The organism is Shewanella sp. Scap07 (assembly GCF_013394145.1).
GTDB classification, from domain to species: domain Bacteria; phylum Pseudomonadota; class Gammaproteobacteria; order Enterobacterales; family Shewanellaceae; genus Shewanella; species Shewanella waksmanii.
On sequence record NZ_CP041329.1, the window covers coordinates 1,151,553 to 1,165,065 of the forward strand.

Here is a 13,513-nt window from a genome sequence, read left to right on the forward strand (position 1 = left end):
CCGTGCACAGGCACGGCTTATTTACGCATAAAACAAAAAGTTATTTCAGTTTCGCTCTGATCATGCCGCCAATGGCGCCCATATCAGCTCGTCCCTGTACTTTCGGTTTCAATGCGCCCATTACTTTACCCATATCCGCCATGGATGATGCACCTATTTCAGTAATAGTGGCATCAACTAGTGAAGTGATCTCTTCTTCAGTAAGAGCTTGAGGTAGAAAGTCTTCAAGAACTTGAATCTCTGCTGCCTCGACTTCAGCTAGTTCGCTGCGACCGGCTGCTTCATATTGAGCAATCGAATCACGACGTTGTTTAACCATTTTGGTTAAGACCGCTATGGCTTGATCGTCAGACAGAGTTTCGCGGTTATCCACTTCAATCTGTTTAACGGCAGCCAGTGCCATACGAATGGTTCCCAAGCGCACCTTATCTTTGGCACGCATGGCAACTTTCATCTGCTCTTTTAGCTGATCAACTAGGCTCATAATAGATTAGTATAAACGTACGCGACGCGCATTTTCGCGAGAAAGCTTCTTAGCAAGACGCTTAACTGCAGCGGCTTTAGCACGCTTACGTGCAGTAGTTGGCTTCTCGTAGAATTCACGAGCACGAACGTCAGCTAAAATACCAGCTTTTTCACAAGAGCGCTTGAAACGACGTAAAGCTACGTCAAATGGTTCATTTTCACGTACTTTAATAATTGGCATACGCCATCACCCCTTAGGTGTAGGTTGTATTGAGTTAAATAATTAACTCAAGTTAATTTAAAAATGGTGCGGAATTCTATACCGACTCATACAGGTTTGTAAAGCCCATATTGCGATCCAATTTCAGATCTTTTCCATCACCAATCGATCGCGGCGATTATAGCGATATTTTATGTCAATTTTAAGTGTGGTTGAGTTTGTGGCTAAATGCGAGGCAACATGATTGGTATAATTGCTAAGAGATAGGTAAAATTGGCGGCCATTGACCACGGGGTAGAAAGATAAGCATGCGAGTAATAGGTATAGAAACGTCTTGTGATGAAACCGGTATAGCGGTTTATGACGACAAATTGGGACTGTTGTCTCACACCTTATATAGTCAGGTGAAGTTACATGCTGACTATGGCGGGGTAGTACCTGAGCTTGCCAGTCGCGACCATGTGCGCAAAATTGTGCCGCTTATTCGTCAGGCGCTGGCCGATGCCAATTGCAGCCAAGATGATATTGATGGTATTGCTTATACTAAGGGCCCTGGATTGGTTGGTGCATTGTTAGTGGGGGCTTGTGTAGGCCGAGCTTTGGCATTTTCCTGGGGTAAGCCTGCCGTGGGGGTGCATCATATGGAAGGCCACTTGCTCGCACCTATGTTAGAAGATGATGTACCTGAGTTTCCTTTTTTAGCCTTGCTGGTTTCTGGCGGTCACTCAATGTTGGTTGCGGTAGAGGGGATCGGCCGCTATGAAGTCTTGGGTGAGTCGGTCGATGATGCAGCCGGTGAAGCGTTTGATAAAACCGCTAAGCTTATGGGGCTTGATTACCCAGGTGGGCCGCGTCTTGCTAAGTTAGCTGCGCAAGGTGAGCCAAACTGTTACCGTTTCCCGAGACCAATGACTGATCGTCCTGGTTTAGATTTTAGTTTCTCTGGGTTAAAGACCTTTGCGGCTAATACCATTGCCAAAGAGCCAGATGATGAGCAGACCCGTGCCAATATCGCCCGCGCTTTTGAAGAAGCTGTGGTGGATACATTAGCGATTAAGTGTAAGCGCGCTTTAAAGCAAACCGGCTATAAGCGTCTAGTTATTGCCGGTGGCGTGAGTGCTAATCAGCGTTTAAGAAGTTCGTTGGCTGAGATGATGCAAAGCCTGCAAGGCCAAGTGTATTACCCTCGTGGCGAGTTTTGTACTGATAATGGCGCCATGATTGCCTATGCGGGTATGCAACGTCTAAAAGCCGGGCAAATTGAAGACCTCGCTGTGAAAGGCCAGCCACGTTGGCCGCTAGATACCTTGCCGCCGGTGGATTAGTTAGCCACAACCTTGTGAGTGTATTGTTTAATTGAAAACGCCAGCCTATTTAGGTTGGCGTTTTTTTCTGGAGATGCGTGACTCTTCGCCATTCAACAAACGGTGAATATTGTCGCGATGGCGGATCACGATTAGCACCGACAGCATGGCAACAGGGATGGTAAAGCGGTCATCAAAGTACCAAGTGTATATTGGGGCTAGTATGGCGGTGATAATGGCGGCCAGTGACGAGTAACGACATATCAGCACTAACACAATCCAAGTGCCAATTAAGCTTAGGGCTAGATCTTCACCAATAGGGGCCATAGCACCAAAGGCCGTGGCCACACCTTTACCGCCTTTAAAGTGAAAGAAAATGGGAAATATATGTCCCAAACAAGCAGCAATGGCAATCAGGCCAAGTGAGACGGCATCGACTCCAAGGCGAAATGCGAGGTAGGCTGGCAGTGCGCCCTTAAGCATATCGAAAATCAGTACCATAGCGGCGGCCGTCGCACCACCAATGCGCAATACATTCGTTGCGCCCGGGTTACCAGAGCCGTCAGTACGGGGGTCGGGAAGACCTCTTAAGCGACAGACAAGCACAGCACTTGATATAGAGCCGGCTAAATAGGCTGCTATTATCAGAGAAACTGTCAATACTGCTTCGCTCAAATTGGTTTCCTTATCCTTGTTAAGGTATTATCGCGCCTCGACAGTTTACTCAATTAGTGTCTATGGATTTTATTGTGTCACATAGACCAAGTTTAATAGAGCTGTTACTCGCCAAGTGTGCTGCGATGAGTCACTTTACAGTGGCTTATCCTACTTGTGTTTGCCGCGGTAAGAAAGTATTAATCTTGGTAAATTACCTCGAAACGGCATTAGGCGAGTACAAGGGCTGTTTTCATCGATAGACAAAGGCCACCGCTTTGGGAGAAGTCATGGACAAGGTACTTATTTCACAGTTAAAAGTTGAGACTGTGATTGGCATTTATGAATGGGAAAAGCAGATCCATCAGACCTTGCTGATCGATCTGGAAATGGCGTGGGATAACCGACCCGCTGCGCAAACAGATGATTATCAGCATGCCCTTTGCTATGAGACGGTATCGAATACGCTGACCAAATTGATCACCGAAGCGCCGATTGAGTTGATTGAAACCGTTGCTGAGCGCTGTGCCCAATGTGTCATGACAGAGTTTAATGTGCCTTGGGTTAAAGTGCGGGTAATGAAACCCGGAGCTGTGCCAACCGCGCAAGCCGTTGGGGTTGAAATTGAGCGAGGTCATATCTAGGCATGGCAACAATATACATCAGTATTGGTAGCAATATTGAGCCACATAAATATGTTAAGGCTGCTTTAAGTGAGCTCACCTATCATCTCGGCGAGATCCGCTGCTCATCAGTTTATGAAAGCGAAGCTGTCGGTTTCGACGGTAGCAACTTTTTAAACATGGTGGTGGCGGCAGAAACGGATAAACCGATTGAGCAAGTCGTCAGCTTGTTCAAAGAGATAGAGCAGTTACATGGTCGTCAACGTGGCGCTAAGAAGTTCAGTCCAAGAACCATAGATCTTGACCTACTGTTGTATGACCACACAGTAACTGAAGTGCCGGTAGTATTGCCGCGAGCTGAAATTACTTACAACGCATTTGTATTATGGCCTCTGGCTGAATTAGCACCCGATACCGTGCATCCAGTGACACAGAAAAACTACCAGCAGATGTGGGCCGAGTTTGACAAAAGTAGTCAGCATTTGTGGCCCATTGAATTTGACTGGCCCAATCAATAATTTTTACGCGGTAATTAAGCGGTGAACTCATCGCCTTATTAAAAGGAAACTCATGGAAATCTTTCAGGTAATTGTCTTAGCGCTAATTCAGGGGCTAACAGAATTTCTACCTATTTCTAGTTCTGCACATCTGATTTTGCCTTCACAGGTTCTAGGTTGGGAAGACCAAGGTTTAGCCTTTGATGTTGCAGTGCATATTGGCTCACTGCTAGCGGTAATGATCTATTTTCGCAAAGAGATCGTCTCTATGCTGAATGCATGGATTGCGAGCATTTTTAAAGGTCAACACACGGATGATAGCAAATTAGCTTGGTGGATTATTTTGGCCACGATTCCCGCAGTCGTGTTTGGCTTTATGCTGAAGGACGTGGTTGAAACCTACCTGCGAGGGCCTGGGGTGATTGCGGTTACTACGGTACTGTTTGGCTTGCTGCTATGGTGGGCAGACAAGATGTCGCGCTGTGAGCTATCGGAATATCAAACCGGCTGGAAAAAAGCACTGCTCATTGGTTTTGCTCAAGCATTGGCACTTATTCCAGGTACTTCAAGATCGGGCATCACGATAACCGCAGCCTTGATGCTTGGCCTCAATAGAGAGGCCGCTGCGCGGTTTTCATTCTTAATGTCTATTCCGGTCATTTTAGGTGCTGCGATTTTGATGAGTAAAGATTTAACTGAAGGCGGTCACGTATTTAACTTTACAGAACTCGCGGTCGGTGTGGCGGTGTCTTTTGTGGCAGCCTATGCTTGTATTCATCTGTTTTTGAAGATTATTAGCCGTATGGGTATGACACCTTTTGTGATGTATCGACTTGCACTTGGCGGCCTATTATGTGCGTTTATCTTTTTCTAAGTGGCGGCCTTTAGCCGGGGAATATTATGAGCTCGTTTTTATGTCCAAAGTGTCAGCAACCGTTAATGGTGCATGCGCAATCAGCGGGCTTTTATTGTGCTAATAAGCATCACTATGACAAGCACGAACAAGGTTACTGGGTATTCAGTCAGGCTAAGAAACCACAGCTTGATTCGCGCCAAGTGATGCGTGCCAAGCGGTTTTTATTGGAATCAGGCATTCATCAGCCATTAATCGATACCTTGTCTAAGGTGTTAAGCGAAGCCAGCATGCACTTGCCGGCTTCAAGCATCGATGTGCTAGATATTGACTGTGGTGACGGCTTCTATTTGCGCGCAATTAAGCAGCAACTGCAAAAACTTGATAAACAGGTCAATGGTTGTGGATTAGGCGAGGCGGAAAATGCCCTCTTTGCTGGGGCAAAGATAGACCCTGAGTTACAGCTGATTGTCAGCCAGCTTAAGCAGCTGCCATTAAGTGACGATAGTGTCGATTTGGTCAGCGTGGTTGATAAGCCGTTAAAAGGCAAAGAGCCGCTACGTGTGCTCAAGCCGGGTGGATTATTGCTATTGGTTCAGCCGGCGGCTAGACATTTGTGGCAGATAAAAAACCATTTGTATGACAATCTGCAGCAAAAACAAGTCGACATTAACCTGCCCAAAGGTTTTGAGCTAATTTCGACGCAAGAGGTCAATTATCAAGCTGTAGTTTCTGGCGAGCAAGCGGTGACGTTATTGCAAATGAGCCCGTTTGCGTGGCGTGCTAATGACAAGGTGCTAAAACAGATTGAAATGGATAGCTTTGCGGCACTTGAGCTCGGTTACCATGTGACACTGGCTAAAAAGTCTACCTCCTAAGGTATTACTGGAAAAATGCTGCTGCTCACGTTAATCTTTGAGCACTTAATAAAAATCTAATGTGGAAGTTGTTAATTTGATGATGCGTAAATTGCTGTTGCTCATCGTGAGCTTTATTCCTCTGTGTAGTTTGGCCAATGTTTACCCTATGCCCGAAAAGGGCAGTCGGTTAGTGGGCGATACCCAGATCCATGTGGTTCAACAAGGCGACTTCTTTCAAACCATTTCTAAACAATACAATATCGGTATTTTGGAGCTGATGGCATCCAATCCTGGTGTTGATCCGTTCTTACCGGCTGTAGGTAGCGAGCTACTGATTCCAACACAGATGTTGCTGCCTGATGTGCCGCATAAGGGCATCGTGATTAATTTGGCTGAATTGCGCCTGTACTACTTTCCAAAAAATAAAGCAGAAGTGCACGTGTTTCCTGTTGGGATTGGGCGTGTAGGTCGCGAAACCCCTGAAATGGTCACCAAGATTAAGGCACGTATTCCAAATCCAAGTTGGACACCGCCTGCCAGTATCCGTAAAGAGCATTTAGAGCAACTTGGCGAAGTGCTCCCAAGAGTCGTGCCGGCTGGGCCTGATAACCCGTTGGGCAAGTATGCCATGCAGTTATCCTACGGTGACGGCAGCTACCTGATCCATGGCACTAATAAAGATTTTGGTATTGGTATGCGGGTGAGTGCCGGCTGTATTCGCCTAAATCCCGATGACATCGAATGGTTATTCCATCAGATGAAGTATGGTGATGATGTGCAGATTATTAATCAAACGGTGAAAGTCTCTGCAGAGCCCGATGGCCGTAAATTGATAGAGGTACACTCGCCACTATCAAAGCATGAGAATCAACGTAGTGATGAAGTGACTGCTTTAAGCAGTGACATTGTAAACTTCATTAGCAATGCACAGGTCGATAGTTTTAAAGCTAACGACGCCATCTTAACGCAAAGTGGCTTACCACTGGATATTAGTGTCAGTGAGTTAACTGCGGAGTTATAATCAAACCGGTATTGAAAAAGCGCTCTATATGGGCGTTTTTTTGTGTCTGAATCTTGGCTTATGATTGAACTAGGTCTTATACCAATCAGTATAAACATTTAGTCACTCAGCGAGAGTTTAGCGGTACTGAGGCAAGGTCCTTAAATGCTCCTGCATTAATGACATTCACCACATCCATGTGGCTTGCAACGAGTGAAGAGCATAGTTGTTCTACGGTTAAGCTCGTTAACTCAGCATCAGAACCGCTAAAACTCGCCATTGTGGCGCGTTTTTGGCTACCTACTTCTGCGTTGAATAATTTCACAAGGGAACAACCATTGTTTCAATTATTCGCCTTGAATTAGTTTGCCAAAAGCGCGCTGAGTTGATCAAATTCTTATACTGATTGGTATTATTCATAGCGCGAGTTTAGTGCAGGCTCATTTTCTGTGGTATTTATGCGGCGGATACGCTGATTGACGGCGTGAAATTTAGCGCAATTAAATTCTAATAATAAGCAAGACAGTTTTAGCGGGGCTTTACAATTAGAGGGCGAAGAAGTGGCAGTGGGGGAGGAGATATCGGCAACACTGACGTGTTGCCGACATGACACATTACTTCTTGTAAGAAGAAGCGATGTTGTCGATACGATCGTTAGCGCGCTTAGCTTCAGCTTGTGCGTCCATCGCAGCAGACTTAGCGTCTTTAACATCAGAAGCTAGAGAACCTTGCTCAGACTTCAGAGAGCTAACTTCAGCTGATAATTGATCAACCTTGTTACCTAGGTTAGCAACGCTTTCTTCAAGAGCAGTAGTGTTTGCACAGCCACCAAGTAGGGCAGTCATTGCTACACCAGCAATCATCAGTACTTTTTTGTTCATTGGGAAATCCCTTTAAATCAGTTGGATTGAATGGAGCAGATGCGTAGTACAACTGCAACTTGTTAATTATGTCATAGATAGCGTAATTTGCTATTTATTTTCACCCTAAGGTATTAATACATTAACTAATAAATGCCCAAATGCAAGTCGAAAGCCGCATTTTTAAACTAAGTTGACGTTTTCTTCACATAAAAGTCATATATCGACAGTTTATTCGACTGTTCTGATGCCTAAGTGACTAACTTGGCTTTAACTTTCTCGATGCAAGCGATGCGTTCGATTTGCAACTGAGTTTTAATATCAGCCCCTTGATAACCCGCTTCGATAATGGCTTTTACTGGCACATTTTTAGCGGCTTCATAGGCGGCGTTGACATAATCTGCTTGCGGATAGTCCTGCTGCTCAAAGCCTGTTCGGCCTTTCATATCAGCTTCGCAACAAAGCAGTAATTGTGCTAATCGTTGTGGTTTGCGCCAAACATCGGCTTTATCGAGTATTTTTAACAAAGTCTCTGCACGTAACTCGAATGCATTATGGATGTTTTGATGCTGGTCGCTAACAAGTAAAGCTAAGTCTTTGTATTCGTTTGGAACCTTAATTCTGGCACACAATTGTTTGATTAAAGGCAGGCCTTTTTGCCCGTGGCCATGGTGTTTCGGCCACATGGCTGCAGGCGTTACGCCTTTACCTAAATCATGCAGTAATGCAGCGAAGCGGACTGCTTTATCGTCACTCAGTAAGCTGGCTTGCTCTAATACCAGTAAAGTGTGAATTCCGCTGTCTATTTCTGGGTGCCACTTTTGCGGTTGCGGTACACCAAATAATTGATCAATTTCCTTAAATAATACCTTTAAGGCGCCGCAATCTCGTAATACCTGCAAGAAAACCTGCGGTGACTGGGTGGCTAATGCTTTATCTAGTTCTTGAAATACCCGCTCTGGTGTCAAGGCGTCTAATTCGCCATTGCTGGCCATGGTTGCCATCAAGGTTTGGGTTTCCTCAGCTACCGTGAAGCCTAGGTGAGCAAACCGAGCGGCAAAGCGTGCTACTCTTAGCACCCGCAATGGATCTTCAATAAATGCCGCTGATACGTGTCGCAGCTGTTTACGGGCCAGATCTTGTTGGCCGCCGTAAGGATCGTATAACTTGCCTTCATCGTCTTGGGCTATGGCGTTGATGGTCAAGTCTCGGCGAATCAAGTCCTGCTCAAGCGTTACATCTGGCGCAGCGTAGCAGCTGAACCCATTGTAGCCTTTTGCGGTTTTTCGTTCGGTACGTGCAAGGGCGTACTCTTGCTGTGTTTTGGGGTGCAGAAATACCGGAAAGTCTTTGCCCACTTGTTGGTAGCCCTGTGCCAACATCTGTTCTGGGGTTGCCCCCACCACCATATAATCGCGATCTTTTATTGGTAACGCCAACAAAGCATCACGCACTGCACCGCCTACTAGGTAGATTTTCACCTTGATTCACCTCTTTAACTGCTTGGCGATATCTTAGCATGGCTGTATATCAAATCGGGGACTGAACTGTGATTGGTTAGAATTAATTTAGGGTAATTTTTGACAATGATTGGCCTAGGGATTAATTTGGAGCCTCATTTATTGAATTGGACTCTAGGCTGCATGTACAAGGCGTTTTATGGACTAAGCGATAACCCGTTTTCTATCGCACCCAACCCGCATTATCTTTTTCTCAGTGATCGTCACCGTGAAGCGCTAGCACACCTGACATACGGGCTGGGTGAAACCGGTGGCTTTGTGTTGCTAACGGGCGAGGTGGGGACCGGTAAAACCACGGTATCGAGAACCTTGTTGAACCAGCTGCCTGACAATACCGATACCGCATTCATTCTTAACCCATCGCTGACAGAACTTGAGTTGCTCGCCACCTTGTGTGATGAGCTAGGCATTGAATCTGGTGACTCACCCACTCTCAAGCAGCTTACCGATCTACTTAGCTCGTTCTTATTGGCTAATCATGAGAAAGGCCGTAATACGGTACTGATCATTGATGAAGCGCAACATCTACGTGCGGAAGTGTTAGAGCAGTTAAGGCTATTAACCAATTTAGAAACCGACACAAAAAAGCTATTACAGGTGATCTTAATCGGTCAGCCAGAGTTACAGCAGCTGCTTAAACGCCAAGAGCTGCGTCAGCTTGCCCAACGTATTACAGCTCGTTACCATTTATTGCCTTTGACTGAGCAGGAAATCGCGTTATATGTGCAACACCGGTTGCAAGTTGCGGGTCGACATGAGCCGCTATTTAATCGCGGCGCAATAAAAGCCCTGCATAAGCACAGTGGCGGGATCCCACGGCTAATCAATTTGTTATGTGAACGCGCCTTGATGGCGGGTTATGCTCAATCAAAAGTGCCGATTGATGCCAAGATGGTGCGCACCGCCTCTGGTGAAGTGTTAGGTGAAGAGATTAAGCAAACTAACTACCTGTGGCCTGCGGTGGCAGGGCTAGCTGTGGTGACTACCTTTAGTGGTGCGCTTTACTGGTTCAGCCAAGGCGGCGACGGCCCAGTAAAGCAAACGTCAACAGCAGCGAGCGAGCCTACAACACAGCCTATAACGCAGCAAGTGACTAAATCTGCCAGTAACCAGCAGCTTTCTGCAAGTCAGCGTGTGCTGCAAAACGCCATCAATGCCAGTCGTGATATCGACAGTGCTTATGCCAGCATTCTTGGTCTATGGGGCAAAGCGCCTTATGTTGGATTAACGGCGTGCCAATCGGCGCAGCAACAAGGTCTTGACTGTTTTCAGCAGCAGGGCAATTGGCATACGATTGTGAAGCTAAACTTTCCTGCGGTGGTTTACCTGCAAGATGACAGTGGTGAGCCTTTTTACGGCACGCTGGTCTCTCGTCAAGGTGAGCAGATGTTAATTCAACTCAATGAGCAGCAGCTATGGGTTGATCGCGATTGGTTTAATCGTCACTTTAGCGGCACCTTTGAACTACTCTGGCAGTCGCCCAATTCTAATGTCACTGAAATCGGCCGCAATGCCAGTCAAGCACAGTTGCAATGGCTTGAAAATAGTTTAGCCACCATTGCCAGCAAGCCGCCTCGATTAGTGAGTTATTTCGATCAGCAACTTGAACAATCACTGCGTGAGTTCCAGCGAACCCATGGACTGCGTGCCGATGCGATTGCAGGTAGCCAAACCTTAGTGCAGCTTAATTTATATTTGAGTGATCAAGGCCCTAGGTTGGTTGAAAATCGAGGACGTTACTAATGTCGATTTTACTCGATGCGGTGACACGTTCTAAGCAGCAACAAGATGGTCAAATTGATCCGGTAATGGCGCCGCGTGCGCAATCGACACTGGCGAATGAGCGAACCTTACCTTGGGGTAAAGTGGCATTACTTACTGGTGCGATAGCACTGAGTATTGGTGGCGCGTGGTTGTTTAGCCAGTTTTTTGAACTTAAAGGCAACGCAGCGCAGAGTAGCAAGCATCAAGTGCAAGTTGAGAGTGAAAAGACACCGCTAACCGCGCCAAAGCCTGATAGTTTAGCTGCTGAACCTGCTTTGCCAACTCCGCAGCAATCAGTGCGTTTAGCCGGTAAAGTTGCACTGCCAGTTGCGCAGGCCTATGTGGCTAACACGCCAGCTAACCAGGCTTATGTGCCTCAGTCAGCTAGCGCGGCTAATGCTGTTGATGAACCCTTGCGAGTCGGTGGTGAGTCAATGTCCAGTCAGTTAAACGTGTCGAATTCAAGCCGCAATACCCCATCTGCGAGTGATCAAACAGTCACTGCCGAAGAGCCCATCATATTAGGTGCTAATAGCAACCAACGTGGTCAGCAACTCCTCGATTCGTTGAAGTATCAGGTGGAAGCCGCTGCCAATGATGTGGGGTTTGACGAAACGGTCAATAGTGCCCGTCGCCAAGATAACGCGCAACAGACGGTCAGTAGCGACAGTCAAACAGCGCAGCCTGACAATAATTTAGTGGCCGCTTTTGAAGCCGCGCTGCTAGAGCTGGAGCGGGAAAACTCTGTGGCGACGCCGGTCACTGAGCCCAAGCTTGACCCAATCCCTGCAACCCCAAGTGATGAACTGCCGCGTTATGGAGAGTTGCCGGCCGGGGTGCAGTTACAGGTGCCTGAATTTACTATCTTGGCCCATGTTTATGCTAGCGATCCTAATAATCGCTGGCTTAATGTTGATGGGGCAGAGCTGCAACAAGGCGATCTTATTGGTGGCAAGATGACCATTGTAGAGATCCGTCCGCGCGACGTGGTGTTAGAGGTGGCAGGCACAGAGTTTAAAGTACCGGCAATATAGTTAAGCTTTGCCGCTTTTATGATGAAACGGATGCCTAGGTATCCGTTTTTTTATGGATTATTTTTTCTACTGAACTGGATTGTTTAACGGGGATAAATATCCGAAAAAATAGTCACTTAATCTGCTGGATTTTGTATAACTTTTTCCTAAGTATTAAAACGCTTGCAGCAAACAATATTTTGACGAAGTCAAAATATTGACCGGGCAATAAATAAACAGTAATCTGCGGCTGATATTGTTTTGAGCTGCACACTTTTGCCGCTCGGTTTTGGGAATCGCTATGAGTTTTATCTTCAGAAGTGGCCTGTTAATGGGCGCATTAATCTGGTTAATTATCAGCGCTAAAAGCTTGCTGAGCATGGGCGTAATGGATAACCCTAGTGTCATATTCGAACACACTTCATTGCTTATGCAGGTGGTAGTGGCTTTGATTATTTTACGGATGAATATGGGCGGTAAACGCGACCCATACTAGTATTTGGTAGTGTGAATGCTTTTATCGTGACATTAAAAAAGGACGCCTTGGCGTCCTTTTTTGTTTGGGCTAATAAAGCAATATTATTTTGCCATGCTGGCTAATACGCGATCAGCGGCAGCTAAGGTTGCTTCTAGCTCTTTTTCACCGTGAGCCATAGATAAGAATCCGGCTTCATAAGCACTTGGTGCTAGGTAGATGCCTTCGTCCAACATGCCGTGGTAGAAGACACGGAACTGCTCTTCATTACACTGAGTCACTTGGTCAAAACGCGTGATTTGCGCTTCGTCAGTGAAGAAGAAACCAAACATGCCGCCAACATAGTTGATAGACATTGGCACACCATGCTTATCGGCTGCAGCTTTAAAGCCTTCGGCGATAAGTTTAGTTTTTGCTGCCAACTCTTCATATAGACCTGGTGCTGATAGGGCTTCCATTTGTGCCAAACCTGCAGTCATGGCAATAGGGTTACCTGAAAGTGTACCTGCTTGGTAAACCGGACCAGTAGGTGCGATAAACTGCATGACATCTTTACGGCCACCAAAAGCACCAACTGGCATGCCGCCACCAATAACTTTACCTAGTGTGGTTAGGTCTGGCTTGATGCCGTAGTGACCTTGAGCACCGCTTTTCGAAACGCGGAAACCGGTCATGACTTCATCAATGATCAGTAGCGCACCGTATTCATCACACAATGCACGTAGACCTTCTAAGAAACCTGGGATTGGTGGGATACAGTTCATGTTGCCAGCAACAGGCTCAAGAATGATACAAGAAATATCTTCTGGGTACTGTTCAAACAGGGCTTTAACCGATTCAAGCTCGTTATAAACGGCGGTTAATGTGTGCTTAGCAAAGTCTTCAGGAATACCCGGAGAGCTTGGTTGACCTAAGGTCAGTGCGCCAGAACCCGCTTTAACGAGTAGGCAGTCAGCATGGCCATGGTAGCAACCTTCAAACTTCAAGATTTTGTCACGGTTAGTGAAACCGCGTGCTAGGCGAATGGCACTCATAGTGGCTTCTGTGCCTGAGCTCACCATACGAACTTGTTCCATTGAAGGCACCATTTCAATGACTTTTTCAGCCATGGTCACTTCTAGTTCAGTTGGGGCGCCAAAAGACAGGCCGTTTTCTACTGCAGCTAATACCGCTTCACGAATTTTTGGATGGTTGTGGCCTAAAATCATTGGGCCCCACGAACCTACATAATCAATGTAAGCTTTACCATCTGCATCATAGATATAGGCACCATCTGCTTTTTCGATAAAGCGTGGCGAGCCACCTACACCGTTAAATGCACGTACTGGCGAGTTAACGCCGCCAGGAATGGTTTTTTTCGCCTGTTCAAATAGCGTTTCAGAACGGGTCATGCTAAATCCTTTAA

The 13,513-nt window shown here is 46.4% G+C and carries 16 protein-coding genes; 9 read left to right on the top strand and 7 right to left on the bottom strand.

The genetic code is table 11. The features are described from left to right. Window positions 1–40: 40 nt before the first annotated feature. Together FLM48_RS05100 and rpsU are read right to left on the bottom strand one after the other, a co-directional pair. Window positions 41–484: a GatB/YqeY domain-containing protein gene (locus tag FLM48_RS05100; RefSeq protein WP_028774294.1), complete on the bottom strand. Its 444-nt coding sequence runs from the start codon at window positions 482–484 to the stop codon at window positions 41–43. Between the two features lie 6 nt (window positions 485–490). Then, on the bottom strand, window positions 491–706 hold the full coding sequence (rpsU, locus tag FLM48_RS05105; RefSeq protein ID WP_006080725.1) for a 30S ribosomal protein S21: 216 nt from the start codon (window positions 704–706) through the stop codon (window positions 491–493). A 287-nt stretch (window positions 707–993) separates the two neighbouring features. On the opposite strand from rpsU, the gene tsaD reads away from it, so the two are divergent. Next, window positions 994–2,010 carry a tRNA (adenosine(37)-N6)-threonylcarbamoyltransferase complex transferase subunit TsaD gene (tsaD, locus tag FLM48_RS05110; RefSeq protein WP_179023914.1) on the top strand — a complete coding sequence of 339 codons (1,017 nt, stop codon included), beginning with the start codon at window positions 994–996 and terminating at the stop codon, window positions 2,008–2,010. 45 nt (window positions 2,011–2,055) lie between these two features. Here the strand turns inward: tsaD and plsY are convergent, their stop codons facing one another. Further along, window positions 2,056–2,664: a glycerol-3-phosphate 1-O-acyltransferase PlsY gene (gene plsY, locus FLM48_RS05115; protein ID WP_179023916.1), complete on the bottom strand. Its 609-nt coding sequence runs from the start codon at window positions 2,662–2,664 to the stop codon at window positions 2,056–2,058. A gap of 269 nt (window positions 2,665–2,933) precedes the next feature. On the opposite strand from plsY, the gene folB reads away from it, so the two are divergent. From folB to FLM48_RS05140, 5 genes are all read left to right on the top strand, one after another. Continuing rightward, window positions 2,934–3,287 (top strand): dihydroneopterin aldolase, encoded by a 354-nt coding sequence (gene folB, locus FLM48_RS05120; RefSeq protein ID WP_028774291.1) that lies wholly within the window; start codon window positions 2,934–2,936, stop codon window positions 3,285–3,287. Window positions 3,288–3,289: 2 nt separating this feature from the next. Further along, window positions 3,290–3,784, top strand: coding sequence for a 2-amino-4-hydroxy-6-hydroxymethyldihydropteridine diphosphokinase (folK, locus tag FLM48_RS05125; protein ID WP_179023918.1), 495 nt, complete (start codon window positions 3,290–3,292; stop codon window positions 3,782–3,784). A gap of 52 nt (window positions 3,785–3,836) precedes the next feature. Then, window positions 3,837–4,637, top strand: coding sequence for an undecaprenyl-diphosphate phosphatase (locus FLM48_RS05130; RefSeq protein ID WP_179023920.1), 801 nt, complete (start codon window positions 3,837–3,839; stop codon window positions 4,635–4,637). Between the two features lie 26 nt (window positions 4,638–4,663). Further along, the gene (locus FLM48_RS05135) at window positions 4,664–5,494 is read left to right on the top strand and encodes a methyltransferase domain-containing protein (protein WP_037471434.1); all 831 of its coding nucleotides are present in this window, start codon (window positions 4,664–4,666) and stop codon (window positions 5,492–5,494) included. 79 nt (window positions 5,495–5,573) lie between these two features. Beyond that, on the top strand, window positions 5,574–6,497 hold the full coding sequence (locus FLM48_RS05140; RefSeq protein WP_179023922.1) for a L,D-transpeptidase family protein: 924 nt from the start codon (window positions 5,574–5,576) through the stop codon (window positions 6,495–6,497). A gap of 106 nt (window positions 6,498–6,603) precedes the next feature. Here the strand turns inward: FLM48_RS05140 and FLM48_RS05145 are convergent, their stop codons facing one another. From FLM48_RS05145 to FLM48_RS05155, 3 genes are all read right to left on the bottom strand, one after another. Continuing rightward, window positions 6,604–6,801, bottom strand: coding sequence for a hypothetical protein (locus FLM48_RS05145; RefSeq protein WP_028773712.1), 198 nt, complete (start codon window positions 6,799–6,801; stop codon window positions 6,604–6,606). A 289-nt stretch (window positions 6,802–7,090) separates the two neighbouring features. Beyond that, complete coding sequence (locus FLM48_RS05150) at window positions 7,091–7,357, bottom strand: Lpp/OprI family alanine-zipper lipoprotein (RefSeq protein WP_028774029.1); 267 nt, start codon at window positions 7,355–7,357, stop codon at window positions 7,091–7,093. A gap of 230 nt (window positions 7,358–7,587) precedes the next feature. Next, on the bottom strand, window positions 7,588–8,817 hold the full coding sequence (locus FLM48_RS05155; protein WP_179023925.1) for a multifunctional CCA addition/repair protein: 1,230 nt from the start codon (window positions 8,815–8,817) through the stop codon (window positions 7,588–7,590). Window positions 8,818–8,979: 162 nt separating this feature from the next. On the opposite strand from FLM48_RS05155, the gene FLM48_RS05160 reads away from it, so the two are divergent. From FLM48_RS05160 to FLM48_RS05170, 3 genes are all read left to right on the top strand, one after another. Next, on the top strand, window positions 8,980–10,599 hold the full coding sequence (locus tag FLM48_RS05160) for an ExeA family protein (RefSeq protein ID WP_179026276.1): 1,620 nt from the start codon (window positions 8,980–8,982) through the stop codon (window positions 10,597–10,599). Beyond that, window positions 10,599–11,654 carry a general secretion pathway protein GspB gene (locus FLM48_RS05165; RefSeq protein ID WP_179023927.1) on the top strand — a complete coding sequence of 352 codons (1,056 nt, stop codon included), beginning with the start codon at window positions 10,599–10,601 and terminating at the stop codon, window positions 11,652–11,654. The genes FLM48_RS05160 and FLM48_RS05165 overlap by 1 nt, the downstream gene beginning before the upstream one ends. Window positions 11,655–11,934: 280 nt before the next feature. After that, the gene (locus tag FLM48_RS05170) at window positions 11,935–12,129 is read left to right on the top strand and encodes a hypothetical protein (protein WP_179023929.1); all 195 of its coding nucleotides are present in this window, start codon (window positions 11,935–11,937) and stop codon (window positions 12,127–12,129) included. Window positions 12,130–12,212: 83 nt separating this feature from the next. Here FLM48_RS05170 and hemL read toward each other — a convergent pair whose 3' ends face one another. Continuing rightward, the gene (gene hemL, locus FLM48_RS05175; protein WP_179023930.1) at window positions 12,213–13,499 is read right to left on the bottom strand and encodes a glutamate-1-semialdehyde 2,1-aminomutase; all 1,287 of its coding nucleotides are present in this window, start codon (window positions 13,497–13,499) and stop codon (window positions 12,213–12,215) included. Window positions 13,500–13,513: the final 14 nt, after the last annotated feature.

Bases quoted from the DNA above. Each gene is read 5' to 3' on its own strand.
- FLM48_RS05100 (WP_028774294.1), bottom strand. From the start codon at position 484: ATGAGCCTAGTTGATCAGCTAAAAGAGCAGATGAAAGTTGCCATGCGT.
- rpsU (WP_006080725.1), bottom strand. From the start codon at position 706: ATGCCAATTATTAAAGTACGTGAAAATGAACCATTTGACGTAGCTTTA.
- tsaD (WP_179023914.1), top strand. From the start codon at position 994: ATGCGAGTAATAGGTATAGAAACGTCTTGTGATGAAACCGGTATAGCG.
- folB (WP_028774291.1), top strand. From the start codon at position 2,934: ATGGACAAGGTACTTATTTCACAGTTAAAAGTTGAGACTGTGATTGGC.
- folK (WP_179023918.1), top strand. From the start codon at position 3,290: ATGGCAACAATATACATCAGTATTGGTAGCAATATTGAGCCACATAAA.
- FLM48_RS05130 (WP_179023920.1), top strand. From the start codon at position 3,837: ATGGAAATCTTTCAGGTAATTGTCTTAGCGCTAATTCAGGGGCTAACA.
- FLM48_RS05135 (WP_037471434.1), top strand. From the start codon at position 4,664: ATGAGCTCGTTTTTATGTCCAAAGTGTCAGCAACCGTTAATGGTGCAT.
- FLM48_RS05140 (WP_179023922.1), top strand. From the start codon at position 5,574: ATGATGCGTAAATTGCTGTTGCTCATCGTGAGCTTTATTCCTCTGTGT.
- FLM48_RS05150 (WP_028774029.1), bottom strand. From the start codon at position 7,357: ATGAACAAAAAAGTACTGATGATTGCTGGTGTAGCAATGACTGCCCTA.
- FLM48_RS05160 (WP_179026276.1), top strand. From the start codon at position 8,980: ATGTACAAGGCGTTTTATGGACTAAGCGATAACCCGTTTTCTATCGCA.
- FLM48_RS05165 (WP_179023927.1), top strand. From the start codon at position 10,599: ATGTCGATTTTACTCGATGCGGTGACACGTTCTAAGCAGCAACAAGAT.
- FLM48_RS05170 (WP_179023929.1), top strand. From the start codon at position 11,935: ATGAGTTTTATCTTCAGAAGTGGCCTGTTAATGGGCGCATTAATCTGG.
- hemL (WP_179023930.1), bottom strand. From the start codon at position 13,499: ATGACCCGTTCTGAAACGCTATTTGAACAGGCGAAAAAAACCATTCCT.